The sequence below is a fragment of the Mycolicibacterium hodleri genome (genome assembly GCF_025822245.1).
GTDB classification, from domain to species: domain Bacteria; phylum Actinomycetota; class Actinomycetes; order Mycobacteriales; family Mycobacteriaceae; genus Mycobacterium; species Mycobacterium hodleri.
In genome coordinates this window covers 1-26,144 of the sequence record NZ_JACKTL010000020.1, presented here as the reverse complement: position 1 = coordinate 26,144, position 26,144 = coordinate 1, and the positions used below count along the sequence as shown (strand labels likewise).

Annotated in this window: 26 protein-coding genes; 7 read left to right on the top strand and 19 right to left on the bottom strand. The window is 69.0% G+C overall.

Annotation, left to right across the window (positions count from 1 at the left end):
• Nucleotides 1-12: 12 nt before the first annotated feature.
• Both H7J06_RS06565 and eltD read right to left on the bottom strand, forming a co-directional pair.
• Complete coding sequence (locus H7J06_RS06565; protein ID WP_372515248.1) at nucleotides 13-1,452, bottom strand: extracellular solute-binding protein; 1,440 nt, start codon at nucleotides 1,450-1,452, stop codon at nucleotides 13-15.
• Between the two features lie 37 nt (nucleotides 1,453-1,489).
• Complete coding sequence (gene eltD / locus H7J06_RS06560) at nucleotides 1,490-2,578, bottom strand: erythritol/L-threitol dehyrogenase (RefSeq protein ID WP_264037879.1); 1,089 nt, start codon at nucleotides 2,576-2,578, stop codon at nucleotides 1,490-1,492.
• A 131-nt stretch (nucleotides 2,579-2,709) separates the two neighbouring features.
• On the opposite strand from eltD, the gene H7J06_RS06555 reads away from it, so the two are divergent.
• A complete protein-coding gene (locus H7J06_RS06555; protein ID WP_264037878.1) occupies nucleotides 2,710-3,738 on the top strand; it encodes a sugar-binding transcriptional regulator in 1,029 nt (342 codons plus the stop codon).
• 1 nt (nucleotide 3,739) lies between these two features.
• Here H7J06_RS06555 and H7J06_RS06550 read toward each other — a convergent pair whose 3' ends face one another.
• Both H7J06_RS06550 and H7J06_RS06545 read right to left on the bottom strand, forming a co-directional pair.
• Nucleotides 3,740-4,597 carry an LLM class flavin-dependent oxidoreductase gene (locus tag H7J06_RS06550; RefSeq protein WP_264037877.1) on the bottom strand — a complete coding sequence of 286 codons (858 nt, stop codon included), beginning with the start codon at nucleotides 4,595-4,597 and terminating at the stop codon, nucleotides 3,740-3,742.
• A complete protein-coding gene (locus tag H7J06_RS06545) occupies nucleotides 4,594-5,349 on the bottom strand; it encodes an SDR family oxidoreductase (protein WP_264037876.1) in 756 nt (251 codons plus the stop codon). Before H7J06_RS06545 ends, H7J06_RS06550 begins: the two co-directional genes overlap by 4 nt.
• 98 nt (nucleotides 5,350-5,447) lie before the next feature.
• Here H7J06_RS06545 and H7J06_RS06540 point away from each other — a divergent pair, with 98 nt between their 5' ends.
• Nucleotides 5,448-6,440, top strand: coding sequence for an Lrp/AsnC family transcriptional regulator (locus H7J06_RS06540; RefSeq protein ID WP_264037875.1), 993 nt, complete (start codon nucleotides 5,448-5,450; stop codon nucleotides 6,438-6,440).
• 37 nt (nucleotides 6,441-6,477) lie between these two features.
• Here H7J06_RS06540 and H7J06_RS06535 read toward each other — a convergent pair whose 3' ends face one another.
• The 6 genes from H7J06_RS06535 to H7J06_RS06510 all read right to left on the bottom strand — a co-directional run bounded on the left by H7J06_RS06535 (nucleotide 6,478) and on the right by H7J06_RS06510 (nucleotide 12,466).
• Nucleotides 6,478-7,812, bottom strand: coding sequence for an HNH endonuclease signature motif containing protein (locus tag H7J06_RS06535; protein ID WP_264037874.1), 1,335 nt, complete (start codon nucleotides 7,810-7,812; stop codon nucleotides 6,478-6,480).
• Nucleotides 7,813-7,840: 28 nt separating this feature from the next.
• Nucleotides 7,841-9,319, bottom strand: coding sequence for an FGGY-family carbohydrate kinase (locus tag H7J06_RS06530; RefSeq protein WP_264037873.1), 1,479 nt, complete (start codon nucleotides 9,317-9,319; stop codon nucleotides 7,841-7,843).
• A gap of 29 nt (nucleotides 9,320-9,348) precedes the next feature.
• Entirely contained in the window at nucleotides 9,349-9,765 is a 417-nt protein-coding gene (locus tag H7J06_RS06525; protein ID WP_264037872.1) for a cupin domain-containing protein, read from the bottom strand.
• Nucleotides 9,762-10,505: an SDR family oxidoreductase gene (locus tag H7J06_RS06520; RefSeq protein ID WP_264037871.1), complete on the bottom strand. Its 744-nt coding sequence runs from the start codon at nucleotides 10,503-10,505 to the stop codon at nucleotides 9,762-9,764. Before H7J06_RS06520 ends, H7J06_RS06525 begins: the two co-directional genes overlap by 4 nt.
• Before the next feature lie 157 nt (nucleotides 10,506-10,662).
• Nucleotides 10,663-11,619 carry an electron transfer flavoprotein subunit alpha/FixB family protein gene (locus H7J06_RS06515; protein ID WP_264037870.1) on the bottom strand — a complete coding sequence of 319 codons (957 nt, stop codon included), beginning with the start codon at nucleotides 11,617-11,619 and terminating at the stop codon, nucleotides 10,663-10,665.
• Between the two features lie 52 nt (nucleotides 11,620-11,671).
• The gene (locus H7J06_RS06510; RefSeq protein ID WP_264037869.1) at nucleotides 11,672-12,466 is read right to left on the bottom strand and encodes an electron transfer flavoprotein subunit beta/FixA family protein; all 795 of its coding nucleotides are present in this window, start codon (nucleotides 12,464-12,466) and stop codon (nucleotides 11,672-11,674) included.
• Nucleotides 12,467-12,672: 206 nt separating this feature from the next.
• Between H7J06_RS06510 and H7J06_RS06505 the strand changes: the two genes are divergently transcribed.
• Genes H7J06_RS06505 through H7J06_RS06495 form a run of 3 tightly spaced genes read left to right on the top strand, consistent with a single transcriptional unit; the run spans nucleotide 12,673 to nucleotide 16,263 of the window.
• Complete coding sequence (locus tag H7J06_RS06505; protein WP_264037867.1) at nucleotides 12,673-13,470, top strand: class I SAM-dependent methyltransferase; 798 nt, start codon at nucleotides 12,673-12,675, stop codon at nucleotides 13,468-13,470.
• Nucleotides 13,467-15,029 (top strand): 1,4-alpha-glucan branching protein domain-containing protein, encoded by a 1,563-nt coding sequence (locus H7J06_RS06500; RefSeq protein ID WP_264037866.1) that lies wholly within the window; start codon nucleotides 13,467-13,469, stop codon nucleotides 15,027-15,029. Before H7J06_RS06505 ends, H7J06_RS06500 begins: the two co-directional genes overlap by 4 nt.
• Before the next feature lie 7 nt (nucleotides 15,030-15,036).
• Nucleotides 15,037-16,263: a glycosyltransferase family 4 protein gene (locus H7J06_RS06495; protein ID WP_264037865.1), complete on the top strand. Its 1,227-nt coding sequence runs from the start codon at nucleotides 15,037-15,039 to the stop codon at nucleotides 16,261-16,263.
• Nucleotides 16,264-16,273: 10 nt separating this feature from the next.
• Here the strand turns inward: H7J06_RS06495 and H7J06_RS06490 are convergent, their stop codons facing one another.
• Nucleotides 16,274-17,011: an acyltransferase gene (locus H7J06_RS06490; RefSeq protein ID WP_264037864.1), complete on the bottom strand. Its 738-nt coding sequence runs from the start codon at nucleotides 17,009-17,011 to the stop codon at nucleotides 16,274-16,276.
• A 137-nt stretch (nucleotides 17,012-17,148) separates the two neighbouring features.
• On the opposite strand from H7J06_RS06490, the gene H7J06_RS06485 reads away from it, so the two are divergent.
• Nucleotides 17,149-18,417 carry a BamB-related PQQ repeat family beta-propellar protein gene (locus tag H7J06_RS06485; protein WP_372515263.1) on the top strand — a complete coding sequence of 423 codons (1,269 nt, stop codon included), beginning with the start codon at nucleotides 17,149-17,151 and terminating at the stop codon, nucleotides 18,415-18,417.
• A gap of 5 nt (nucleotides 18,418-18,422) precedes the next feature.
• Here H7J06_RS06485 and H7J06_RS06480 read toward each other — a convergent pair whose 3' ends face one another.
• The 8 genes from H7J06_RS06480 to H7J06_RS06445 are packed head-to-tail and all read right to left on the bottom strand — an operon-like array spanning nucleotide 18,423 to nucleotide 24,528.
• Nucleotides 18,423-19,118, bottom strand: coding sequence for an esterase (locus tag H7J06_RS06480; RefSeq protein WP_264037862.1), 696 nt, complete (start codon nucleotides 19,116-19,118; stop codon nucleotides 18,423-18,425).
• Between the two features lie 59 nt (nucleotides 19,119-19,177).
• Nucleotides 19,178-20,407: a THUMP-like domain-containing protein gene (locus H7J06_RS06475; RefSeq protein WP_443678418.1), complete on the bottom strand. Its 1,230-nt coding sequence runs from the start codon at nucleotides 20,405-20,407 to the stop codon at nucleotides 19,178-19,180.
• Complete coding sequence (locus H7J06_RS06470; RefSeq protein ID WP_264037861.1) at nucleotides 20,365-21,369, bottom strand: class I SAM-dependent methyltransferase; 1,005 nt, start codon at nucleotides 21,367-21,369, stop codon at nucleotides 20,365-20,367. The genes H7J06_RS06475 and H7J06_RS06470 overlap by 43 nt, the downstream gene beginning before the upstream one ends.
• 10 nt (nucleotides 21,370-21,379) lie before the next feature.
• Nucleotides 21,380-22,036, bottom strand: coding sequence for an enoyl-CoA hydratase (locus tag H7J06_RS06465; RefSeq protein WP_264037859.1), 657 nt, complete (start codon nucleotides 22,034-22,036; stop codon nucleotides 21,380-21,382).
• Nucleotides 22,033-22,824 carry an NUDIX hydrolase gene (locus H7J06_RS06460; RefSeq protein WP_264038074.1) on the bottom strand — a complete coding sequence of 264 codons (792 nt, stop codon included), beginning with the start codon at nucleotides 22,822-22,824 and terminating at the stop codon, nucleotides 22,033-22,035. Before H7J06_RS06460 ends, H7J06_RS06465 begins: the two co-directional genes overlap by 4 nt.
• A 53-nt stretch (nucleotides 22,825-22,877) precedes the next feature.
• Nucleotides 22,878-23,732, bottom strand: coding sequence for an ABC transporter ATP-binding protein (locus H7J06_RS06455; RefSeq protein WP_264037858.1), 855 nt, complete (start codon nucleotides 23,730-23,732; stop codon nucleotides 22,878-22,880).
• Nucleotides 23,681-24,367 carry a membrane protein YczE gene (gene yczE / locus H7J06_RS06450; RefSeq protein ID WP_264037857.1) on the bottom strand — a complete coding sequence of 229 codons (687 nt, stop codon included), beginning with the start codon at nucleotides 24,365-24,367 and terminating at the stop codon, nucleotides 23,681-23,683. Before yczE ends, H7J06_RS06455 begins: the two co-directional genes overlap by 52 nt.
• Entirely contained in the window at nucleotides 24,364-24,528 is a 165-nt protein-coding gene (locus H7J06_RS06445; RefSeq protein ID WP_264037856.1) for a hypothetical protein, read from the bottom strand. The genes yczE and H7J06_RS06445 overlap by 4 nt, the downstream gene beginning before the upstream one ends.
• A 62-nt stretch (nucleotides 24,529-24,590) precedes the next feature.
• On the opposite strand from H7J06_RS06445, the gene yczR reads away from it, so the two are divergent.
• Nucleotides 24,591-26,045 (top strand): MocR-like transcription factor YczR, encoded by a 1,455-nt coding sequence (gene yczR, locus H7J06_RS06440; RefSeq protein ID WP_264037855.1) that lies wholly within the window; start codon nucleotides 24,591-24,593, stop codon nucleotides 26,043-26,045.
• The last annotated feature ends 99 nt before the right edge of the window (nucleotides 26,046-26,144 follow it).

Below are 26,144 nucleotides of genomic sequence, written 5' to 3'. Positions count from 1 at the left end.
TGCCAGAACTCCCTAGAGGTTGACCTTGGAGGTGTTGGTCTTGGCGAGGCTGCGTAGGCGCGACGCAGCGTCGTCGCCGCCGTAGATGTCCTGCAGAGCTACGGCCCAGTTCTGCGTGGTGTCGAAGAACTTCTTCTGCGGGGTGAACTGGATCTTGGACTGGCCGATCACGGTCTCGAACGTCTCGAGATAGCCGAACTGATCCGCCGCCACCCTCTTGAAGGTGGTGTCGAACACCGACTTTCGCACCGGGTCGGCGTAGGTACCACCCTCGACCGCCTTGTTCATCGAGTCCTTGCCGGTGGCCCACTGGATGAACAGCCAGGCGGGCAACTTGTTTCGGCTGTTGGCGGACATGGCCCAGCTCCACGTCCACAGGTTGGTCTTGTAGTTGCCGTCGGGACCGGCGGGACCCGGATACCAGCCGAGGTTGCCCGCCTCCTTGCTCGCACCGGGCTTGTTCTTCGGGTAGGTGGCGCTGTCGGCGTCGAAGACCATCATCGCCTTGCCGTCGCCGAGATCGCCGGTGGCGTTGGGATAGTCGTAGGTGGTCCACGACGTCGGCCCGGCCTGATGCTGCATGTCGATCCACTTCTTGGTGAAGGCGATCGCCTTGTCGCTGTCCATTTCGGCGATCAGCTCGGAACCGTTGAACGTGTAGTCGACGGCACCCTCCCGGGTGTACTGCGTCATGAAACCCGGATGAATCGTCGCCCACGACTTCGAACCGCGGGTGGAGATGCCGTAGCGGTTCTGCGAACGGTCGGTCAGGTCGACGGCCAACTGGATGAAGTCGTCGAGTTTGTCGGGCAGCTTCGTGATGCCCTTCTCGTCGAAGATCCGCTTGTTGTAGGCGACGACGTTGTTCTCGAAACCCCAGGGAATCGCCCACTGACCGCCGGTGCCGAGCGGGTTGCCGAGGGTGAAGTCCCACCGGGTGGAGGTGCGCAGGCCCTCGAAGATGTCCTCGAAGTCGTACTCGGCGCTGGTCGCCGAGGCGTTGTGCAGCCACGGATTCAAGTCCTCGACCCACCCAGGTGGCCCGTACTGCCAAATGAAGTAGGCCCCGAGCATGAACGCGTCGTGCTTGCCCGACCCCCCGGCCAGCTCGGTGTTCAGCTTGGTGAAGTAGTCGGCTTCGGGCACCAGGTCGACGTTCACCGTGATGCCGGTGAGCTCGGTGAACTCGGCCAGCAGGGGCTGATACGACAGCTGGTAGGGGTGCGGGGTCTGCAGGATGTTGATGGTCTGCCCGGACGCCTTCTTCCAGTCGAAGCCGCCGCTGACCTCCCCGGCGCCATTGGGTGCACTGGCCTTGCCACCGACCCCGCAGGCACTGAGGACGGGCAGGCTGGCGGCAGCAGCTCCGGCAACGCCCAAGGCCGCCAACATGTTTCGTCGCGACATCTGGGGACCACCCGGGCCGGCCCGGAATATGCGATCTCGACTCATCTTCGTGTCCTTCGTGGGGTCCTGCGGGGATGGTGGACTACGCCGGGATCAGGGAGACCTTGACCGATTCCTTGCCGCTGCCGACGAGGTCCAAGCCCTTCTGGAACTCGCTGAGCGGCAGTTGGTGGGTGCAGATCTCGTCGAGGGGAAGCACGCCGGACTCGATCATCTTGATGGCCGCCGGCCAGCAGTACGGTCCGAGGTGTGCACCGAGGACGTCGAGCTCCTTGTCGTCGCTGATGATGCTCCAGTCGACCGTGACGTCACTACCGAAGACGCCGTACTCGACGTACCGCCCCAGCTTGCGCAGGGAGTTGAGTCCCTGCGGCACGGCGGACGGGTGTCCGGTGCCCTCCAGGTAGACGTCGGCGCCGTAGCCGCCGGTGAGGTCCTTGACGATCTTCTCGACGTCTTCGGAGGCGATGTTGATCGTGATGTCGGCACCGCATTTCTTGGCGAGCGCCAGCTTCTCGGGCGCCATGTCCAACGCGATGACGTGCATCGGATTCTTGGCGCGGGCGCCGGCGATCATGCCCAGTCCGATGGGCCCACAACCGGCCACGACGACGGTGTCCTCGAACGTGATCTGGGCCCGCTCGACGGCGTGCAGCGAGCACGACAGCGGCTCGACGAAGGCGGCGTGTGCGGGCGGGATGTCACCGGAGATCTTGTGCACCAACGCTTCCACCGGGTAGGTCATGTACCCGGCCATGGCCCCGGGGGTGCGGCGCTTGAATCCGTACAGGTCGTGGGGCTGGCACATGTGGTACTGCCCACGCTTGCAGAAGCGGCACTCCCAGCAGGGCACGATCTGCTCTGAGGTGACGCGGTCGCCGACGGCGATGCCCCATCGGCTGGCGGCGGCGTCGTCGAGTTCGACGACGCGACCGACGAATTCGTGGCCGGGGATGACCATCGTCTCGGTCCAGGCGGGACGGTTCTCGTCACCCCAGAACTTGGCCGCCCCGTGGTAGCACTTCAGATCGCTGGCGCAGATGCCGACCGCCTCGACCCGGATCAGCGCTTCGCCGGGCTTGCGCTGCGGGACCGCGACCTCCTCGAGGCGGTAGTCGTTGGGACCGTGACAGACGACGGCCTGCATCTTCTCTGGGATCTGTTCGGGCATTTCAGGAGCTCCTTCGGCTGTGGCTGAGGTCACATTATCGAGCGCTTGCACATTTGTCCAGAACGATTGTTCAGCAAAATTCTTCTCTGAACAGATGTGCAGGGGTTCCGGTGCGGTGCCATACTGCGTCCATGCCCAGGTCGGCTCAGCCCATGCCGGCGAATGAACCGGTCGACTCCGTTCCCCAGGACGGCGAGGCCAGTCACTTCGCCGCCTCGCTGCTGTACACGGCGGCCCGGCTGTACTACGAGGACGACGCCACCCAAGCCGAGGTGGCCGAACGACTCGGGACCAGCCGCGCCACCGTCAGCAGGCTGCTGTCGGAAGCCAAGCGGCAAGGCATCGTCCGCATCGAGGTGGTGCCACCCGCCGAGGCGCGCACCGGTGACCTGGCCGATCGGCTGGCCCGAGCACTCAACGTCACGTCGGTCTACCTCAGCGCGCAACTCCCGGCTCCGGGCTCGGGCCGCACCGTCGTCGACGTGATGGGACGCGTTCTCGCACCCGCCGTGGCGCGCGCACTCGGCGAGGCCGGGCTGCTGCCGGGCGACGTGCTGCTGGTGTCGTCCGGACGCACGGTGTACGAAGTGGCCCAGTACGAGCTGACGCCGCTACCCGGCGTCGTCGTCGCCCCGACAGTCGGCGGCCACGACCAGCCCGAGGAGTGGTACCAGACCAACGAGATCACCCGCCTGGTCGCCAACCGGATCGGCGGCCGGGCGAACTACCTCTTCGCCCCCGGCCTGCCCGGCGTGGAGCTCTACCAGTCGCTGCTGAACGATCCGAGCATCCAACGGGTGCTTCATCTTTGGCCCCACGCGCGGTGCGCGCTGATGGGCATCGGCGCTCCCCCGCTGACCCGCTCGGACATCCCCCGGTTCGTCCCGACGGGCTCGACGTCGTTGCGCTCCGCCGTCGGGGACGTGTGTTCGCGGTTCTACGACCGCGACGGCCAGCCGGTCGACTTCGAGAACGGCGACCGCCTGATCGCCGTCGAACTCGAAGTCCTGCGGCACATTCCGGCGACGATCGCCGTGGCCATCGGCAAGGAGAAGGTCGAGTCGATCATCGCCGGCGCGCGCGGCGGTTACTTCAACCGTCTGGTCACCGACCCGGTGACGGCCAACGACATCTTGACCAGTCCCGCACTGACCGACTGATCTACAGCACGGCGTCGGCGAGGCGGTCGACCTGGTCCAGCGAGGCCACGCTCGGATGGAACAGCAACCGGTCGAAGCCCATGTCGCGATACCGCTGCACCGTGCCGTGGGCATCCTCCGGCGTGGCCACCATGTCCGCGACGTTGAGCGCCGCGTAGTCCGGCTTGTTGCCGTAGTACCGGCCCAGGCTGCGCCGTCCCTCCGCGACGACGGAATCGTCGCCGAGGGCGAAGTTCACCGACGTCTGCATCAGCGGACGGCCCGCACGGCCCGCCTTCACCCACCCCGCGCGGATCTGCTCGGCGAAGGACGCCTGGGTCTCGTAGTCGCGCACGGCGCCACCGGCCCAGCCGTCGCCGAGCGTGGCCACCCGTCGCAACGTGGGTTTCCCCTTTCCACCGAACAGCACGGGGATGGTCACCGGCGCCGGGCACAGCGCCGTCTCACCGTCGAAGGGCTCACCCGACCACACCCGGCGCCAGACGTTCGCGGCGTCGTCCAGAATCGGCCCCCGAGAATCGAACTCGACTCCGGCACCGCGATAGTCGTCGGGTCGGGCGCCGACTCCGACGCCGAGGACGAGCCGACCGCCGGAAGCGTCGGACAGGGTCGCCAGTTGCTTGGCCAGGAGGACCGGCGGGTAGAGCGGCGCCAGCAGGACGTTGGTCACCAGGTCGACGTGCGAGGTGGCACCTGCGGCCAGCGCCAGGGTGGTCACCGAGTCGAGGCTTGGGTAGATCAGTCGGTCGATCGTGGTCACGGCGTCGAACCCACGCTGCTCGGCGCGACGCGCACACTCGACGACCACCGTCCCGGCGACTTCGGCGATGTGGTTGGGCAATCCGATGCCAATCTTCATGGGGTCCCCTTCAGTTCCTTGTCGTTGACCTTCGCGTACACCTCTTGGTAGTCGCCGCGGCGTTCGGCGAACCGCAGCAGCGCGGCGGCGTCGACGACGACCTCGCGCGTCGCGGATCGAGAGGTCAGCTGCGACATGACGTCCCGGACGAAGCCGTCCACGCCCACGCCAGCGTCGTCGTCGACCGCGTCCTCCTCGGTGTAGACCCGGGGCGGCGGGATCTCGATCACTCGAATCCGGCTGTCGCGCAACTGGAATCGCAGCGACTCGGTGTAGGAGTGCATCGCCGCCTTGGTGGCACAGTAGGTGGGAAGGTCAGCCTTGGGCACGAAGGCGAGTGAGGAGGTGACGTTCACGATCGCCGCGGACGGCCTGCGCCCGAGCGCGGGCAGCAGATGCGCGGTGAGCAGGAGCGGACCGAGCAAGTTCGTCGAGACCACGTCGCCCATGACGTCCGGATCTGGGGCGTGCAGATCTTCGGTGCGCACGATTCCCGCGTTGTTGATCAGCACGTTCAACCGCGGATGGCGTTTCAGGACCTCGTCGGCGAAGGTGCGGACGGCGCCCGCGTCGCTCTGGTCCAGCGGCAGGTACGCGATACCGGGGTGCCGGCGCGCCACGGCGTGCAGCGCCTCCCTACGGCGCCCGGCGATGACGACCTGGTTGCCGGCCCGGTGCAGGGCGGCGGCGAGACCTGCTCCGATGCCGCTGCCGCCGCCGGTGATGAGGATCGTGTCGTCCGTCCAGTGCATGGCCCGAGCCTGCCAGCGGAACGTGGGAGTCAGCCACGATCCCGCACGAGACGGTTGGAAATCGTCAACGTTCGCCATGAGTGCGTACCGTTATCCCCATGATCGATGCCCTCGACGGCCACATCATTCACGCGCTCCAGATCTCACCGAGGGCGTCGTTCCGCCTGATCGCCGACACGGTCGACGCGCCCGAACAGACGGTGGCCCGCCGCTACCACCGGCTGCGCCGTGACGGCGCGGTGCGCGTCGTCGGTCTGCTGAACCCGAGGGTGCACGGTGACGCCCAGTGGGTGGTCCGCGTCCACGCCAAACCCGACGACATCCCACGCCTCGCCGAGGCCCTGGTGCGGCGACCGGAGGTCACCCACGCCAACATCCTCTCGGGCTGGAGCGAGCTGGTATGCGTCGTCCGCGCACCGCTGGCCGAAGGCCCCGACGGACTGCTCCGTCGGCTGCCGCGCACCACGTCGGTGCTCGACCTCGACGTCGACCTGATCCTCCACACGTTCGGTGAGGTGGGCACCGAACCGTGGACCGCCTACGGTCACACCCTGGACGCCGATCAGGTCCGTCACGTCCTGCAGCGGTCCACCGCCGCGCCGCCGACCGTTCGGCCTGCGGCGCCAACCGACGAGGACCAACCACTCTTCGACGCGCTCGCCGCGGACGGCCGCGCACCCCACTCGCGCCTGGCCCAAGACACCGGGTGGTCCACGCCTCGGGTGGCGCGCCGCCTCGCCGCGCTCGAGGCCGCGGGCACCTTGACCTACGACCTCGACGTCCTGCCCCAACGTCTTGGGTTCGACGTCAACGCGATGATTTGGCTGACGACCGCGCCGCCACACCTCGACGGCGTCGGTCGGCAGATCGCGGCACACCCCGAGATTGCCTCAGTGGCCGCCATCAGCGGTCGAAACAACCTGATGGCCATCGCCATTTGCCGCGACGTCGACCACCTCTACCGCTACCTCTCCGAGGAGTTCGCCGCCGTCGAGCACGTTCAGAGCTACGACGTGAGCGTCCGCGCCCAGCGGCTCAAGCAGACCGCATCCCTGATCTCACATGGACGACTGATCCACGCGCATGCGTGAATTTGGTTATCCGCCAACGCCGTCGACGTGCGACCGGTCAGCTTGTCGTGGGTGGTGGTTGGGGTTCGAACGGTGTGTACCACCACCATTGGGCGCGTTCCCCGAGCGGGCCGCGGCACGGTTTCACCGCCGGTGGGGGTTGGGTCGGTGTGCGGGCCAATGATCCCGGGTTCAGTGGTTCGCCGTCGGCGTCGGTGACGACGAGGTGTGCGGCGGGGCCGGTGATGGTGATCCCGCCACTGTGGTGCAGACGGTGGTGGAAGGGGCAGAGCAACACCAGGTTGTCGAGGTCGGTCGGCCCGCCGTCCTCCCAATGCCGGAGGTGGTGGGCGTGCAAACCGCGGGTCGCCCCGCACCCGGGGACCACGCAGCAGCGGTCGCGGTGCTCCAACGCCCGGCGCAGGCGGCGGCTGATCTGCCGGGTGGCCCGCCCGGAGCCGATCACCTGGCCGTGGCGTTCCAGCCAGATCTCACAATCCGCTTCACACATCAGGAGCCGGCGGTCCCCGTCGGACAGGAACGATCCGAGATGTAGCGCGGCGTTGCGGTTCTCGACGTCGAGGTGGACGACCACGGTGGTGTGCTGACCATGCGGACGCCGCGCCACGTCGGCGTCCCACCCGGCCTCCACCAGGCTGGTGAACGCGTCGACGGTGGTGGGGAACGGCGGCACCCGAACCGAGACTTCCTCCGCAGTCTCGCCGTGCCGGGCACCGCCGTGCACGTCGCCGACGTAGTCATCGGCATCGGTGTCGGAGTGGTCGGTGTCGGAGTGGTCGGTGTCGGAGTCACCGCCGTGGTCGCGTCGCCACTCGGCGATCAACGCGTCGCGGTGCGAGTCCAACCCCGCCTCGAACTTCGCCGCCTCCACCTTCGGCAGCGTGATCTTGTAGGTGGTGGACGTCTCGCCGACGGTCTTACGGAACGACCGCTCCGGCTCCGGCGTCCGGTCGGGCGTGGGACGGGGTTCGAGCGTGATCGCAAAACGCAGCTGGGTCACCGTGGCCACCGACGCCAGCTGGGCGTAATGCTCGTCGGACCCCTCACCGGCCCGCTCGGCGATCACCCCGATCTGATCCAACGACAGCTGACCGTCGCGCATCATCGCCGCACACCTGGGGAACTCCTCGAGCCGCCGCGCCACCGTCACCATCGTCTCCGCGTTGCGCGGCGAAATCCCCAACTTCCAGGCCACCAACGCCGGCACCGACCGCACCCCGGTGGCACCCCAAATCCCGTCACCCTCGATCTCGGCGGCGATCTCCACCAACCTACTGTCGATCGCATTGCGCTGCCCGGCCAACTCCTCCATCTCCCCGAACAACAACTCCATGCGCTCCTGAGAGCTCAAAGACGTTGTCGCCGAGGACATGCCACCATTCTAGGAGCGGGGTCCGACATCACCTGCCGAGCTTACCGAGCTGGTGCACCAGCGACCTGGTGGCGGGATACAGCTCACGCCACACGCCGTACAGTTCGTCGTACATCGCACGGTGGTCCGGGTTCGGGGTGATCTCGTGGGTGATCGTGGCCCAGTCCGTCTGCGGGGCAACCAGTTCCACACCGATTGCAGCCATGAGCGCACCGCCGTAGCTCGCACCGATCCCCTGCTCGGCGACCAATTGCGGACGGCCGGTGATGTCGCTGACCGCCTGCGCCCAGACGGGACTGCGCAGCCCGCCACCGACGGCCACGGTCCGGCGTCCGGTGTGCGCGTCGTCGAACATCTCCAGGATCTGCCTGACCCCGAAGCCGATGCCCTCGTAGGCCGCTCGGAACAAGTGTCCGCGTCCGTGGCGCAGGGTCAGACCGGCAAACAGGCCCCGGGCGTCGGGGTCGAACACCGGGGTCCGCTCCCCCGCCAGATACGGCAGCGCGATCAGTCCCTCGGAGCCAGCCGGGACCGCCGCCGCCTCGGCGGTCAACTCGTCGAAGGACGCACCGCCGGTGATGGTCTGCAACCAGCCGATCATGGTGCCCGCCGTGGACGTGCCCGCCGCCAACGCCAACGATCCAGGCTCGATGCCCGCCGTCGTCCACAGTGCGGGATCGCTGTGGTACTCGTCGATGATCTGCACCAGGAACATGGTCGAGCCGTACATCAGCATCTGGTCACCGGGGTTTCGGACGCCGACCGAGAACGCCTCGGCGTACGCGTCGACCGTGCCGGCCACCACGGGCGTGCCCCGGGGAACCCCGGTGGCGGCGGCCGCCTCGGCGTGCACGCGCCCGACGACCTCCTGGGGCCACACCAAGCGGGGCAGTGGCAGGTGTCCACAGATCCGTGTCGCCCATTCGGTGTTCCACCGGAAGTCACGCGTCGCGTACAGCGGGTCGCACTGACTGGCGGTGTGGTGGTCGATCGCGTACTCGCCGGTGAGCTTGGCGGCGACGTAGGAGTTGGATCCGTACCACCCCGTAGCCTGGGCGAACACGTCGGGCTCGTGTCGCCGGACCCATTCCAGCTTTGGCCCGACCGCCTGACTGGACAGCAGCGTGCCGGCTTGTTCCAGGATCGCGTCGGCCCCGAATTCCTCTGTCAGGGACCGTATTTCGGCGGTCGCCCGGGTGTCGACGCCGTAGAGGATCGCCGGCCGAAGCGGGTTCAGGTCGTCGTCGCAGAGCACCAGGCACGGACCAACCCCACTGACGCACATCGCGGCCACCGTGGACCCGGGAGGCACCTCCCGCGTCAGCCGTTTGCTCATCTCGCACACCTCGCGCCACCACGTGGCCTCGGCGTCGACCTCGGCCCAGCCGGGCCGCGGAAGGCTCATCGAATGCGGGATCGTCGCCGACGCCAGCACGACGCCCGCCGGGTCCACCAGGACACCCTTCGTGCTTCCGGTGCCCATGTCGATTCCGAGAAGCAAGTCCACGGCGCAACCCTACGTCTGCGCCCGAATGGTCAGTGCTGCGAGCGGGGCACCCGCCGGTCCGTCAACCGTTCCAGCTCGTCGGGTTCGACGTAAACGAGCATGGGCTGCCCGGGCACGCACAGCATGGTCACCACGAAGCGCAGCGGTCCGTCGTCGCGGTTGTTGGCATCCGAGTAGTGGATGACGTCACCACCCGGCTCCCAGAACGCCTCTCCGGCCCCGATGACGCGTGGCGCCTCACCTTCGAGCTCGAACAGCATTTCGCCTTCGAGGACGTACCCGAACGCCGGACCGCCGGGGTGCCGGTGCGGTGGCGCCCCTGGGCTGCCTGCCGGCCATTCGATGACCACGGTCATTACCTCGGCGTCCGGCGGGATGAACGGCGGTGTGACGCTTTGGATCACGGTGAAGGGACTCTTGGCCCCGCGGGTCTCCCCCTGGTTCATCGGGCCGCCAGCCAGTCCGCGAAGCGGGTGGGAGCCAGTGGCGTGCCCGGCCCGGTGACCAGGCTGTCCTGCTCGACGTGGGTGCCGAAGTAGGTGGCCGAGGGGTCGACGACGACGGGCGTCTCGGCCCCCTTGGTCGTCAGAACGGCACGGGCCATGTCGGCGAACGACATCTTCTCCGGTCCACCGACGTCGACCGTCCCGCCGACGGGCGCGGCGACGGCGGCGCGTGCCACCGTGGCCGAGACGTCTGCTGCCGCGATCGGCTGGATGAGCGCGTCGGGCGCACGCACCTCGCCGTCGACCACCAGGGATCCAGTGATGGCCTCGGCGAACTCCTGGAACTGCGTCGCCCGCACGATCGTGTAGGGCAGCCCCGACTCGACGATCGTCTTCTCCTGCACCATCTTGGCGCGCATGTAGCCGCTGTCGGGCAGGCCGTCCACGCCGACGATCGACAGTGCGACGTAGTGGCCTACGCCGGTCTTCTTGGCGGCGGCCACCAGGTTGGCCGACGAGGCGGTGAAGAACTCGAGCACCGGGTCGTCGTCGAAGGACGGCGAGTTGACCACGTCGACGAGTACCTGCGCGCCGGTGAGTGCCTCGGTCAGGCCGGCGCCGGTGAGCACGTCGGCGCCGGTCTCCCGCGACGCGGCGACGACGTCGTGTCCTCCGGCGCGCAGCAGTTCGACCACCTTCGAGCCGACCTGACCGGTGGCCCCGATGACTGTGATCCTCATTGTCGAACCCCTCTGGTTGATGTGACCAGTCGACTCTCGCACCGGGTGGGTGTCTTTCGACCCCTGGAAAGTCCGTAGTCCGATGACGCCAGGGTCTCGACAACGCAAAACCCCGGCGCACCGAGGTGCACCGGGGTCTGCGTCGAACGGTGGGGGTTTAGCCCTTGCGCGCCTTGACCGCGTCGGTCAGCTGCGGGGTGACCTTGAACAGGTCGCCCACGATGCCGTAGTCGGCGATCTCGAAGATCGGCGCTTCCTCGTCCTTGTTGACGGCGACGATGGTCTTCGAGGTCTGCATGCCCGCGCGGTGCTGGATGGCACCGGAGATGCCGAGCGCCAGGTACAGCTGCGGCGAGACCGTCTTGCCGGTCTGGCCCACCTGGAACTGACCCTCGTAGAAGCCGGAGTCGACGGCCGCACGGGAGGCACCCACGGCGCCACCGAACGCGTCCGCGAGTTCCTCGACGATGCCGAAGTTCTCCTTGCTGCCGACGCCGCGGCCACCGGCGACGACGATCTTCGCCTCGCTCAGCTCGGGACGCGCGCTCTTCTGCGCCGGCTGACGCGAGGTGATCTTGGTCGCGTTCTCGGCCGGTGCCGGCACCTCGACGGTGACGACCTCACCGGCACCCGCGGCCGGCTCGGACTCGACGGCGCCCGGACGTAGCGCGAGGACGGGTCCGTCACCCTCGGCCTTGGCCTCGGTGGTGTAGGCGCCACCGAAGATGGAGTGCACCCCGATGGGACCCTCCTTGATGCCGACCAGGTCGATGAGCACGCCGGAGCCGGTCTCGGCCGCGACGCGTCCGGCGATTTCCTTGCCCTCGGCGCTGGCGACGACCACGACGGCCACCGGCGACGCCGACTCGACCAGCGCGTTGAGCACGTCCACCTTGGGCGTGACCAGATACTGCTCGACGAGCTCGGACTCGGCGACGTAGATCTTCGCCGCGCCCAGCTCCTTGAGGCCGTCGGTCAGCTTCTCCGCGGTGCCAGGCGCACCGATGACCACGGCGGAGGGCTCACCCAGCGCGCGCGCTGCGGTGATGAGCTCCCCGGTGACGTTCTTCAGATTTCCTTCAGCGTGCTCGACGAGCACGAGTACTTCAGCCATTGGTTCTCGATCGCTCTCTAGGAAGTGGGGGTCTGGGACGGGTGCGCGACGCTCAGAGGAGCTTCTGGGCGACCAGGTAGTCGGCGATCTGCTTGCCACCCTCGCCCTCGTCGGTGACCTTCTCGCCTGCGGTCTTCGGCGGCTTCGGCGTGGCCGAGACCACGGTGGAACCCGCGTACTGTCCACCGACCTCGTCGGCTTCGACGCCGATGCCCGCCAGCGTCAGGGTCTCGACGGGCTTCTTCTTGGCCGCCATGATGCCCTTGAACGAGGGGAAGCGGGCGTCGTCGACGACCTTCTCGTTGATGCTGACGATCGCGGGCAGCGTCGCCTCGAGGCCGAAGATGCCGTCGTCGGTCTCGCGCTCGCCGGTGACCTTGCCGTCGGCGATGTCGATGCTGCGCATCGAGGTCAACTGCGGCAGGCCAAGGAACTGGGCGAGGATCGCGGGAACCGCGCCGCCGACGCCGTCACTGGTCTCGTTGCCGGCGATGACCACGCCGATGTCCTCGATCTGGCCGAGCGACCGGGCCAGCGCCCACGACGTCTGGACGATGTCGGAGCCGTGCAGACCGTCGTCGACGAGGTGGTAGGCGGAGTCGGCGCCCATGGACAGTGCCCGGCGGATCGCGGTCTCGGCGCTTGCCGGGCCCGCGGTCAGCACGACCACGTTGTAGCCGGCGTCCGCGTGCTTCTCCTTGAGCTGCAGCGCGACCTCGACGGCCTTTTCGTTGATCTCGTCCAACACCGGATCGCTGCCGGCCCGGTCAAGGGTCCAGTCACCGTCGGTGAGATGCCGATCCTCGTAATCAGGAACCTGTTTGATCAGGACCACGATGTTCGTCATGAGTGTGGTTCGTCCTCCTCGATGAGGCCTCAGCCGGCCTGCCCATATCACGATTGATACAACTGCCATCATGTTACTAGTCAGTAACTTGGGGCGGTATGCCCCCACACCATAACTGGTGTTGTCTAACCTTCTGCCCCTCCCACCGGCTTATGAACCTTGCGAAGCCGTGACAATGGCCATAGCTGGGTTAGCCTGCGTTGGCAATGAGCGCATTTACCCATTCCGATTCCTCCGACGCCGCCCTCTCGAGCGCGGACGCCCTCCCGCTGACGGGAGAGCGCACCGTCCCCGGCTTGGCCGAGGAGAATTACTGGTTCCGCCGGCACGAGGTGGTCTACCAGCGGCTGCTGCAGCGTTGCGCGGACCGCGTCGTGCTCGAGGCCGGATCCGGAGAGGGGTACGGCGCCGACCTCATCGCCGGCGTAGCTCGCCACGTCATCGGGCTGGACTACGACGACTCCGCGGTGGCCCACGTCCGCGCCCGCTACCCCCGCGTCGACATGCGTCAGGGAAATCTGGCCGAGCTGCCGTTGGCCGACGATGCCGTGGACGTCGTGGTGAACTTCCAGGTCATCGAGCACCTGTGGGACCAGGGGCAGTTCGTCGACGAGTGCGCCCGTGTGCTTCGGCCGGGCGGGGTCCTGCTGATGTCGACGCCCAACCGGATCACCTTCTCGCCCGGCCGCGACACCCCGATAAACCCGTTCCACACCCGCGAGCTCGACGCCGCCGAACTCACCGAGCTGCTCACCGACTCGGGCTTCCGCGTCGAGGCCATGCTCGGGGTGTTCCACGGCGCCGGACTCGCCGAACTCGACGCCCGGCACGGGGGTTCGATCATCGACGCCCAGATCGCGCGGGCCGTCGCCAACGCGCCGTGGCCGGCCGAGCTGCTGGCCGACGTCGCGTCGGTGCGCACCGAGGACTTCGACCTGCTCGACGCCGCCGAGCGTCCCGTCGACGAGAGCCTGGATCTGGTGGCCATCGCGGTGCGACCGTGAACTCGCCGCCCGCGACCCCCGGGCTCTTCACCCTGGTTCTGCACACCCACCTGCCGTGGTTGGCACATCACGGACGGTGGCCGGTCGGCGAGGAGTGGCTCTACCAGTCGTGGGCGACGGCGTACCTGCCGTTGACCCGCCTACTGCGCCGCCTGTCCGACGAGGGCCGCAGTCACCTGCTCACCCTGGGCGTCACCCCCGTCGTGGCCGCCCAGCTGGACGACCCCTACAGCCTCACCGGCATGCACAGCTGGCTGGCGAACTGGCAACTTCGCGGACAGGAGGCCGCGGTTCGACGTAGCGCCGGCGGCAGCGGCTACACGGCTCCGGAGGCGATGCGCGCGTTCGGGATTCGCGAATACGAGGAGGCGGGGCGGGCACTCGACGACTTCTCCTCACACTGGCGCCACGGCGGCAGCCCGCTGCTGCGCCAGCTGGTCGACGCCGACGCGATCGAGCTGCTCGGCGGCCCCCTGGCGCACCCGTTCCAGCCCCTGCTGCACCCGCGGTTGCGGGAGTTTGCCCTGCGTGAGGGTCTGGCCGACGCCGGCCAACGCTTCGCCCATGTCCCCCACGGCATTTGGGCACCGGAGTGCGCCTACTCGCCGGGACTGGAACGCGAGTACGCCGCCGCCGACGTGACCCACTTCATGGTGGACGGTCCCACCCTGCACGGTGACACCGCCCTGGGTCGTCCCGTCGCCGACACCGACGTCGTCGCGTTCGGACGCGATCTCACGGTGAGCTATCGCGTGTGGTCGCCGAAGTCGGGCTATCCGGGCCACGCCGCGTACCGGGACTTCCACACCTACGACCACCTCACCGGTCTCAAGCCGGCCCGCGTGACCGGACGGGCGGTGCCGTCGGAGGACAAGGCCGCCTACGAACCGGACCGTGCCGACCACGCGGTCGACGTCCACGTCGCCGACTTCGTCGACGCCGTCCGCCGCAGACTGGTCTCCGAGTCCGAGCGCATCGGGCGACCGGCCCACGTCGTGGCGGCCTTCGACACCGAACTCTTCGGGCACTGGTGGCACGAAGGACCGGTCTGGCTGGAGCGGGTGCTGCGTGCGCTGCCCGAGGCCGGGGTCCGCGTCGGCACGCTGTCCGACGCCGTCGAGGGCGGGTTCGTCGGTGCCCCCGTCGAATTGCCGTCCAGCTCTTGGGGTTCGGGCAAGAACTGGCAGGTGTGGAACGGGGACCGGGTCACCGATTTGGTGCGGCTCAACGCCGAGGTCGTCGACACCGCGCTTGCCGCGGTGGACAAGGCGCTGACCCAGCACTCCGCGGTGGGCGTACCCACGCCGCGTGACGTCGTCGCCGACCAGATCCTGCGCGAGGCGCTGCTCACCGTGTCCAGCGACTGGCCGTTCATGGTCAGCAAGGACACCGCAGCGGAGTACGCCCGCTACCGCGCCCACCTCCACGCCCACGCCACCCGCGAGATCGCCGACGCGCTCGCGGCGGGCCGGCGCGAGCACGCCGAACGGCTTGCGGCTGACTGGAACCGCGCCGACGGGCTGTTCGGTGCCCTCGACGCCAGGCGGCTCCCCCGGTGAGCGTTCCATGAAGGTCCTTCTCGTCTCGTGGGAGTACCCGCCGGTCGTCATCGGCGGGCTTGGCCGCCACGTGCACCACCTCGCCACCGCCCTGGCCGACGCGGGTCACGAGGTCGTCGTCCTGAGCAGGCGCCCCACCGGCACCGACCCCAGCACCCACCCCTCGGGCGACGACGTCAGCGAGGGCGTGCGCGTGATCGCCGCCGCCGAGGATCCCCACGAGTTCGACTTCGGCACCGACATGATGGCCTGGACGCTGGCCATGGGGCACTCGATGGTCCGTGCCGGGCTCGCGCTCGGCTGGCGTCCCGACGTGGTCCACGCCCACGATTGGCTGGTAGCCCATCCCGCGATCGCCCTCGCCGAGCACTTCGACGTCCCGCTGGTCTCGACGATCCACGCGACCGAGGCGGGACGGCACTCGGGGTGGGTGTCGGGGAAGATCAGCCGTCAGGTGCACGCGGTGGAGTCGTGGCTGGTGCGCGAATCCGATTCCCTCATCACGTGTTCGGCGTCGATGGGCGAGGAGATCACCGCGCTGTTCGGCCCGGGACTGTCCGAGTCGAGGGTGATCCGCAACGGGATCGACGCCGGCCTCTGGCCCTTCGCGCGTCGCAGGCCACGGCGGGGACCGGCACGACTGCTCTACCTCGGCCGCCTCGAGTACGAGAAGGGCGTGCACGACGCCATTGCGGCGCTGCCGCGCATCCGTCGGACCCATCCCGGCACCACCTTGACCGTCGCCGGCGACGGCACCCAGCAGGACTGGCTGCTGGAGCAGGCGCGAAGGCACAAGGTGCTCAAGGCCGTCGACTTCGTCGGCCGCGTCGACCACGAGCAGCTCGTCGCCCTTCTACACGAGTGCGACGCCGCAGTGCTCCCCAGCCACTACGAACCGTTCGGCATCGTCGCGCTCGAGGCCGCCGCGACCGGCGCTCCCCTGGTGACCTCCAACGTCGGCGGGCTCGGCGAGGCCGTCCTCGACGGGCAGACGGGCAGGTCGTTCCCGCCGCGGGACGTGGCCGCCCTGGCCACCGCGGTGCGCGCGGTCCTCGACGATCCCGCGGCCGCCCAGCGCCACGCGGTGGCCGCCCGCGAACGCCTCGACTCGGCGTTCGACTGGCACACCGTGGCCGCCGAGACCGCGCAGGTCTATCTGTCGGCGAAACGCCGTGAGCGCGAACCACATCGGCGGGCGCTCATCGTGGAGCACGCGTTGCCCGGCCGGGGCTGACGACGACCGCTCAGCGGGCTGCCTTCTTGCGTTCGATGTCGGCCAGCGCCGCCGCCAGCTCGGCACGCTGCGCGGCCGAGGTCTCCCAGGCGAGCTTTCGGTTCTTGACCACCTTCGCGGGCGCTCCGACGGCGATGGAGAAGTCGGGGATGTCGCCCTTCACCACGGCGTGGCTGCCCAGCACGCACCCGCGACCCACCGACGTCCCACGCAGCACCGTCACCTTGGTGGCAACCCAGGTGTCCGGCCCGATCCGCACGGGTGCCTTGACGATGCCCTGGTCCTTGATCGGCAGTTCGATGCTGTCCATCCGGTGGTCGAAGTCACAGACGTAGCACCAGTCGGCCATGAGCACCGAATCGCCCAACTCGATGTCGAGGTAGGTGTTGATCACGTTGTCCCGGCCCAGGACGACCTTGTCGCCGATGCGCAGCGAGCCCTCGTGGCAGCGGATCGTGTTCTTGTCGCCGATGTGCACCCAGCGGCCGATCTCCATGTAGGAGAGCTCCGGGGTCGCCTGGATCTCGACGCCCTTGCCGAGGAACACCATGCCGCGAGTGACGATGTGCGGGTTGGCGAGCTTGAACTTGAGCAACCGCACGTAGCGCACCAGGTACCACGGCGAGTACGCCTTGTTGGCCAGCACCCACCGCAGTGAATCCCTGGTGAGGAACTTGGCTTGCCGCGGGTCGCGCAGTCTCGAACCCCGCCAGCGCTTGTGAATCGGAGCGCCCCACATCGTGGTCATGGCGGCACAGCCTACTTGAGCGCCGGACCCGCGCCTCAGCTCTCCGGCTCGCCGCGTTGCTGCGCTGGCGACTTTCGTCGCACCCTCTCCGATAGGGTCGGGACTCGATGTCTGCTCCTGGAAAGACCGTGCGCCGGATGGCAGCCGTCGCGGCCGCGGTGCTCGTGACGCTTTCGACGAGCTCGTGCGGCAACACCGACTCGTGGGTGGAGGCCCATCCCGCCGAGGGATGGTCGGCCCAGTACGGCGACGCGGCCAACAGCAGTTCCGCCCCCGTCGAGGGCGCGCGCACCCTGCGTCTGGACTGGATCCGCTCGGTCAAGGGCCAGGTTCAGTCGCAGGCCGCCCTGGGCTCCGGTGACTACCTGGCCGTCAACGCCCAGTCCGCCGGCGGCTGCTCACTGATGGTGTGGGAGAACGACAACAGGGCCCGGCAGCGCTGGTGCAGCCGGTTGTGGCAGGGCGGCGGCATCTCCAGCCCCTTGTTCGACGGCTTCGACAACCTGTACGTCGGTCAGCCCGGCGCCATTCTGTCGTTTCCACCCACGCAGTGGATCCGGTGGCGCAACCCGGTGATCGGTCTGCCGCAGACACCGCGGCTGCTGTCCCCCGGTGAACTGCTGGTGGTGACGCACCTCGGTCAGGTCCTGGTCTACGACGCACACCGCGGCACCGTCGTCGGCACGCCGTTGGACCTGGTGGAGGGCGTCGACCCGAAGGATTCCGAGCGCGGCCTCGCCGACTGCCAGCTGGGCCGCTCGGGGTGCCCGGTGGCCGCGGCGCCGGCGTTCTCGGCGGCGACGGACGTCGTCGTGACGACACTGTGGCTACCCGACGCCCCCGCCCCCGAGCTGGTGGGATTGCGGTACCGGCCGGGTCAGTCCCCGTTGCTGTCCAGGGACTGGACCAGCACGGCCGTGGGTGGCGGCCCGCTCGGCAGCCCCGTGTTGTCGGCCGACGGGACCACGGTCTACGTCAACGGACGCGACGGCCACCTGTGGGCGCTGAACACCACCGACGGCACGCCGAAGTGGTCGGTGCCGCTGAACTTCCAGCCGCAGACTCCGCCGTCGGTGTCACCGGACGGCCTGATCGTCTCCGGCGGCGGCCCCGACACCAAATTGGTGGCGCTCAAGGACGGCGGCGACCACGGGGAGGTCGCGTGGACGCGCGACGACGTGGAACCGCTGTCGACGTCGAGCCTGGCCGGTCCGGCCGCCTATACGGTGTCCCGTGCCGGTGAGGGCATGGCGCTGTTGGTGTTCGACCCCGCCGACGGACACACGCTCAACAGCTATCCGCTGCCGGGCGCCACGGGCTATCCGGTTGGGGTGTCGGTGGGCCACGACCGACGCATCGTGACCGCCACCAGCGACGGTCGGGTGTTCGGCTTCGCCCCGTCCTGACCGCGTCAGGCGAACATGGCGGCGACGGGCCCGCGCGGAATCGCGACCTGCAGCGCCCCGGCAGCCTCGGGCAGCACGTCGCCCTGGCTGAAGAAGAAGATCAGCGAGTCGTCGGTGAGGGCGAAGTTCTGGTACTTCGTCGGGTCGAGACCGTCCCCGGGTGAGATGGTCACCGGTTGGCCAAGTTGCTTGTCGACCTCGGCCTGCACCAGCGGAAGGATGACCGGGAACGGCGCGGTGCCCGCCCGGAAGAGGGTGTCGATCGTGATCGGCTTCTTCAGGACCTGGTCCCAGTTGAAGGCCTTGTAGAAGGTCGTCGGGTGCGCACCGCCCACGCCCTGGTAGGTCTTGAACACCAGGCTCTGGGTGGCCCTGGGCGGGACGGTCGAGCCGAACGAGGTGGCAGTGGTGTCCAATTCGTAGGGCATCAGGCGGGAGTCGGGCATCTGCGCCACGTTGAGGAACCCGTCACGGGTTTCCCTGACGTAGTCGAACGCCGCCGTGGCGTCCGGGTAGTCGACGGGAAAGCTGATGTCGACCGAGTATCCGGGGTCGGTGGCCTGGATCTGGCAGATCTGGTTGGCGTCGACGACACCGTTGAGGTCGGCGCACTTGGGCGGCGCCGCGACGGCCACCCCCATGCTCGACACACCGAGCACCGCGACCACCGAGACGGCCGACGCCAGCGTGGACATGCGCATCTATCGGGCCTCCATCGACGTGCGGCACCGGCGCCGCCGACGCCACCTTACCCGCGGGCTCAGCGGGAGGGTCGGCAAAGGTAGACCACCGTTCGGCTCGCACTTCCGGCGCCGATTCGGGTGATCACCAGCGACAGCCGCGCAGAACCCCGCAGCCGCAACCGGGTCCGCAGCTCGTCGGGGTCGACGGAGACTCCCCGGACCAGGATCTCCAGCGCGCCGACGTCGCGGGCCGAGAGTTCCCGGCGCAGCGCGCGTTCGGCGAGCCCGAACTCCGCGATCACCTCGAATCCCCGCACCCCGGTGGGCAATTCGTCACCGGAGAGGTAGGCGATCGCCGGGTCGAGTTGCCACAGTCCGTGCCGGGCACCGTAGTGCCGCACCAGACCCGCTCTGACCACCGCGCCGTCGGGATCGACGATCCAGCGGCCCGGCGCGGCGACGGGGCAGTCGTCGGCTTCGGCGTCGGTGATCTCCTCGGCGCGGTCCAGGATGGTGGCCCGTCGGGTCACCCCGCGCGTGGTCAGCCCCGGTGACCACAGGCACGCCTCGCGAACCCCGCCGCCCAGTGACGTCACCTCGATCTCGCCGTCGAAACCCAGTCGACGGACCTGGTCGAAATCGATTCCGGGGGCGCACTTCACGACCAGGTCGCGGTCGGCGTACACGTCGAGCAGATCGTCGAGCGCCGGGGTGTAGTCGCGCGGGTCGAACGTGCGCCGCCCGCCACTGCGTCGTGCCGGGTCGGCGACGACGGTGGTGCCCCGTGTGACGGGGGCCAGCGCGTCGGCGCGGCACAACAGGACCGACGAGCCGTCACCTCCGACGTTGTGCCGGGCCATTGCGACGCGCACCTCGTCGACGTCGCTGCCGACGACGCCGTCGGCGCGACCGACCAGGGCCGCGAGTTCCGTTCCGACCGAACAGGTGACGTCGTGGACGGCGCGGCCGGCCAACCGGTGTGCACGGTGTGCGGCCACCGCCGCGGCGGTGGCCTGTTCCAGCGCTTCTGCGGTGAACAACCACCGGCCGGCGTCGGCGAACTTGACCTTCGCCTTGCGCCGAAGCAACGTCGTCTCGATCAGGACGGCCGCCCGATCGCCGAAACCCGAACGTACGGAGGCGATGTCGGAGATGCGGCTCGCGTCGGTGAGCGCGAGGGCGTCGACCTTGGCGAGCGCCGCCTCCCCCTGGTCGCCGCCGAGATAGGCGACGTCGTCGAGGGTGAAGCTCAGCCCACCACCGTTCAGGACGGCTTGACCCCGGTGACCATCACGTTGTAGAACCAGCCCTTCGGCACGACGTGACGCCAGACGTTGGAGTCGACCCAGCTCAACGACGTCCAGCTCTTGAAGGCGAACTTCGCCCAGCCCCAACCCAATCGGCCGGGAGGCACCGACGCCTCGAAGGTCCGGATCGGCCAGCCGAGCATGGCCGCGGTGAATTCCTCGCTGGCGGTGCGGACCTCGACGGCGCCGGCGTTGGTGGCCATCCGCTCCAGGTCACCCGGCTCGAAGGTGTGCAGGTCGACGACGGCCTCCAGCGCCGCCGCGCGCGAGGACTCGTCGAGCTCCTCCTGGGGGCGACGCCAGCCGTCGAGCCCCGGCAGCTTGGTGACGGTCGTGGCCACCCGCCAGGTCAACGTCGACAGGTTGCGCGCGTACACGTTGCCCGTGGTGGTGGGCTCGCCGGCGAACACGAAGCGCCCACCCGGCTTGAGCACCCGCACGACCTCGCGCAGCGAGAGTTCCACGTCGGGGATGTGGTGCAGCACGGCGTGGCCGACCACCAGGTCGAAGGTGTCGTCGTCGAATGGGATGCCCTCGGCGTCGGCGACCTTGCCGTCGATGTCGAGCCCGAGACCCTGACCGTTGCGCACGGCCACCTTGACCATGCCCGGCGAGAGGTCGGTGACCGAGCCGCGGCGGGCCACCCCCGACTGCACCAGATTCAGCAGGAAGAACCCGGTGCCGCAGCCCAGCTCGAGCGCCCGGTCGTAGGGCAGCTCGCGCTGCAGCTCGTCGGGGACGATGGCGTCGAAGCGACCCCGCGCGTAGTCGATGCACCGCTGGTCATAGGAGATCGACCACTTGTCGTCGTAGGTCTCGGCTTCCCAGTCGTGGTACAGCACCTGCGCCAGCTTGGTGTCGTGGCGGGCCGCCTCGACTTCCTCGGCCGTGGCGTGCGGGTTGGGGGCCGGAGCCGCCCCGGCGGCGACATCGGACCTGGGCTCGCGGTCGGTACTCGTCATGTAGGGCAGCCTAACGGCCCGGTGAGGTCGGGCGAAATGCCGCCTTGGCCGCCGCCAACGTCTCCACCGGGACGTCGACGAAGCGCCGCGCCCACGCCACGGCGGCGTCGTACACGTGGTCCGGGGCCACCAGCTCGTCGACCAGACCAAGGTCCCGGGCCTCCGGCGCATGGGCGAAGCGCCCACTGAACACCAGTTCCTTCGCGTGGGCGTCACCGATTGCCCGGGCGAGCCGCCGGGCCTCGTCCTCCGACGGCGTCAGGCCCTCGAGGATCTGCGTGGCACCCCACTTGGCGTTGTCGCCGGCGATGCGCCAGTCCGCGGCCAGAGCCAGGGTCAGCCCGCTGCCGAGCGCGTAGCCGGTGACCGCGGCAACCGTCGGCTTCGGGATCTCGGCGACGGCGGTCACCGCCCGCTGCGCGACCGCCGCGGCGACGGTCGTGGCATCGGCGTCCAGGGTGCGCGCCTCCGACACGTCGACTCCGGCTGAGAAGATCTCGTGCCCACCGAAGACGACGACGGCCGTGACGTCGGCATTGGCACCGAGTTCCGTTGCCGTAGAGGCGATCTCGCGGTACATCTGCCGAGTCAGGGCGTTCGTCGGTGGGCGGGACAGCAGCAGGGTGCCGATGCCGTCCTTGACGTGCGCGCTGACGAACTCCCTCACGGCTTGTCGTACCCGGCCGGCCCCCGCCGGTTGCGTGCCGCGTTGTAGCGGTCGCTGTTGAAGAACTCGATCTCCCAGTTGCCGGTGTCCTTGTCGGCCGCCAGGTGCGGTTCGACCGTCTCGATCTGGCGTTGCACCGCGAGCACCTCCGCGACGGTGTGCCCGTTGAGGGAGTCCAGTTGGGTCCAAGTCGGCGGCAACAGGAAGGACCGCCCCTCGGCGAAGTCGTCGAGACCCGCCTGCGGGGTCACCCAGGCCGCCTGGTCGGTTTCGGTGTTCTCTCCGTCGGCCCGCTGACCCTCGGGCAGCGCACCGACGAAGAAGTACGTGTCGTAGCGACGGGTGCGCTCCTCCTTCGGCGTCACCCAGTTGGCCCAGGGTCGCAGCAGGTCGGCCCGAAGCACCAGGTTCTCCGTGCGCAGGAAGTCGGCGAACGAAAACGAGTTGTTGGCCAGCGCGATCCGGGCCTCGCCGTACACCGAGGCGTCGCCGACGATCTGGTCGGGATCGTCGGCTGGTCCCGCGAAGAGAACCCCCGACTCCTCGAACGTCTCGCGGGCGGCGGCGCAGACCAGCGCCTCAGCGAGATCCGGATCCACGTGGAGGCGGTCGGCCCACCACGACGGCTCGGGGCCGAACCAGGCGATGTCGGCTCCGCGGTCGCGCTCGTCGACCCCGCCGCCCGGGAACACCATCACTCCGGCCACGAAGTCCATGGCGGCGTGGCGGCGCATCAGGAAGACCTCGATGTCACCCGCGGGGCCGCCGCGTCCGTCGCGAAGGAGCATGACCGTGGCCGCCGGCCTCGGAACGAGCGGATCGGCTTCGGTCACCGGGCTGGTCACTGGGCTCTCCTCCTGTGCGCGGCGCGACTGCGGGTGCGGCGCGCGAAGTAGCGGCCGTCGATCACGTCGAGGGCGATGGACTGGCCGAACGCCGTGGACAAATTCTCAGAGGTGAGCACGTCGGTCAAGAGGCCGGCCGCGACGACCTTGCCCTCCGACAGCAGCAAGCAGTGGCTGAAGCCGGGCGGGATCTCCTCGACGTGGTGGGTGACCAGCACGGTGGCGGGGGCGTCGGGATCAGCGGCGAGATCGGCCAGCCGGGACACCAATTCCTCCCGACCACCCAGGTCCAGTCCGGCGGCCGGTTCGTCGAGCAGCAGCAGTTCCGGGTCGGTCATGAGTGATCGCGCGATCAGCACCCGCTTGCGCTCACCTTCGGAGAGGGTGCCGTAGGTGCGTTCGGCGAGGTGTTCGGCGCCGAGGCTCTCCAGCATGTCGACGGCCTGCTCGTAGTCGACGTCCTCGTACTTCTCGCGCCACCGCCCGAGCACGGCGTACCCGGCGGAGACGACCAGATCGCGGACCACCTCGTCAGCGGGGACGCGTTGGCTCAGCGCCGAACTGCTCAGTCCGACGCGGGCCCGAAGCTCGGCCATGTCGGTCTTGCCGAGCCGCTCGCCGAGCACGTACGCAGTGCCGGTCGAGGGATGCTCCATCGCCGCGGCGATGCGCAGCAGCGACGTCTTACCCGCCCCGTTGGGGCCGATGACGACCCAGCGTTCGTCGAGTTCGACGGCCCAGGTGACGGGTCCGACGAGGGTCTTGCCACCGCGTCGGAGCGTGACCTTGGCCAAGTCGATCAGCAGGTCTGGGTCGACGTCGTCGTCTCGGTCGCTGGGGTCGGCTGGCACTCGCTCATCGTAGTCAGGCGGGGTGTGGTGACGGCCCACCCGCTCACGGCGAGCCACCGTTGCGGCGTCAGCCGTAGGGTCAGCTGCACCAGCGGGCCGATCCCGAACGCGTAGACGACCGTGCCGATCCCGACGGTGCCGCCGAGCAGCCACCCGACGACCAGCACGGTCGCCTCGATGGACGTGCGGACCAGCCGGACCGACCGACCCGTGCGTGCCACCAGGCCGGTCATCAGGCCGTCACGCGGTCCCGGGCCAAGACCCGCGGCGATGTAGAGCACCGTGCTGACCGCGTTGAGCAGTACCGCGCCGAGCATCATCGCGACGCGCACCGGCAGACCGGTGGGCTCGGGCAGGACGGCCAGCGCGGCGTCGACGGTCACCGCGATGACGATCACGTTGGCGACGGTGCCGATGCCGGGCCGGTTGCGCAGCGGGATCCAGGCGAGCAGCACGGCGACGCCCACCACGGCCGTGGCGACACCCATCGTCATGCCGGTGCGGTTGGCCAGGCCCTGGTGGAAGACGTCCCACGGGTCCAGACCCAACCCCGCGCGAACCATGACGGCCATCGAGAAGCCGTATCCGACGAGGCCCACGAGCAGGGCGGCCCCCCGCCCGAAGCCACGCTTCACGCGTGGTCGGGGAAGCGCGCGCGGATGGCGTCGAGGTCGTTGCGGATCCGGCGCGAGTCCGAGTCCTCCGCGACGAAGTCGCCGATGCGGGGTGAATTGCGGTAGACGCGCCCCAGCTCCCGTGCCTTGCGGGTCATTCTCGAGGTCCAGTGTTGTGCCATGAGTCCATGTTCGGCCAGGACTGGCCTTGCCATCAATATCCAGTTGCGGCAAACTGGCCTCAATGAGCGTAGAACTGGCGGGGCGGCGGCTCGATGTGGACCTCTTGGCCCGCGAGCTGGGCAACTGGCGTACCGCCAGCGCCAGCGGACCGGCCTACCAGGGGCTCTCCGACGGGCTTCGCATGCTGATCGTCGACGGCCGACTGCCGGTCGGCGCACAGGTGCCCAGCGAGCGAGCTCTGGCCGACGCCCTGCGCGTCTCACGCACGACGGTCACCGCGGCGTACACCCAGATGCGCGAGGACGGCTACCTCAGGGGGCGTCAAGGCGCGCGCAGCACGACGGCGCTGCCGGTGTCGGCCACCGCCACCACTCCCACCATCGTCGGGACTGCGTCGGCGAACCTCGCCGCCGCGACCCTGGCCGCGCCCGCCGCCGCCGTGTCCCGCGCCTTCGTCGAGGCCGCCGAACAGGTCACGCCGTACCTGCACGACATCGGCATCGAATTGGTCGGGGTTGCGCCGCTCCGGGAGGCGATCGCCGAAAGATATTGCCGCAGAGGCCTTCCCACCGAACCGGACGAGATCGTGGTGACCACGGGCGCGCTGCACGCCATCGGCCTCATCATGGCGACCTACACCCAGCCGGGCGAACGCGTGCTCGTCGAGCAGCCGACCTACCACGGCGTGCTCGCGGCGATGGCCACCAAGGGGCTGCGACCCGTCCCGGTGGCGATGACCCACCAGGGCTGGGAACTCGACGCGATCGACGCTGCGGTGCGCCAGCTGTCGCCGAATTTGGCCTATCTCATTCCGGACAACCACAATCCGACGGGGATGACCCTGCCACCCGAGGGCCGACGACGCCTGGCGCAGATCATCGCCGAGACGCGCACCCGCACGATCGTCGACGAGACGATCACCGACATGTGGCTCGACGAGGCGGTCCCAGCGCCGCTCGCCGCGTCCATGACCTCGCGGCGCGATCTGGTACTCACCGTCGGGTCGATGTCGAAGTCGTGCTGGGGCGGTCTGCGCATCGGCTGGATCCGGGCCGAACGCAGCGCGCTGATCACCATCGGCGCCATGCGGCCCGCCGTCGACATGGGGACGCCGATCGTCGAACAGCTAGCCGCGGCAAGGCTTTTGGGCATAGCCGACGATCTGTTGCCAGAGCGGCGGGAGATCCTGCGCGGACGGCGCGCACTTCTGCTGGCGCTCCTCGCGGAGCACCTGCCCGACTGGCGCCCCGATCCGAGCCGCGGCGGCATGTCGCTGTGGGTGCGGCTGCCCGCTCCCATGAGCTCCGCGCTGTCCGCAGCCGCATCCCGGATGGGTCTCGAGATTCCGCCGGGCCCACGGTTCGGGGTGGACGGCACCCTCGAGCGCTTCATCCGGGTGCCCTACACGCTGCCCGACGACCAGCTCAGCGAGGCCATCGAGCTGTTGGCGCGCGCCTGGCGCAGCGTGACCGGAACGGGCCCGGCGGGCCGCGACCACGGCGCCGTGGTGGTCTAGTTGTAATGACCAGGCAGGTTGTGAACGGCGTGGCTTCCGAAAGTAGGTGAGGACCTCCGGTATCGGTGTGGTTACCACACGCACCCCAATACCGAGAGG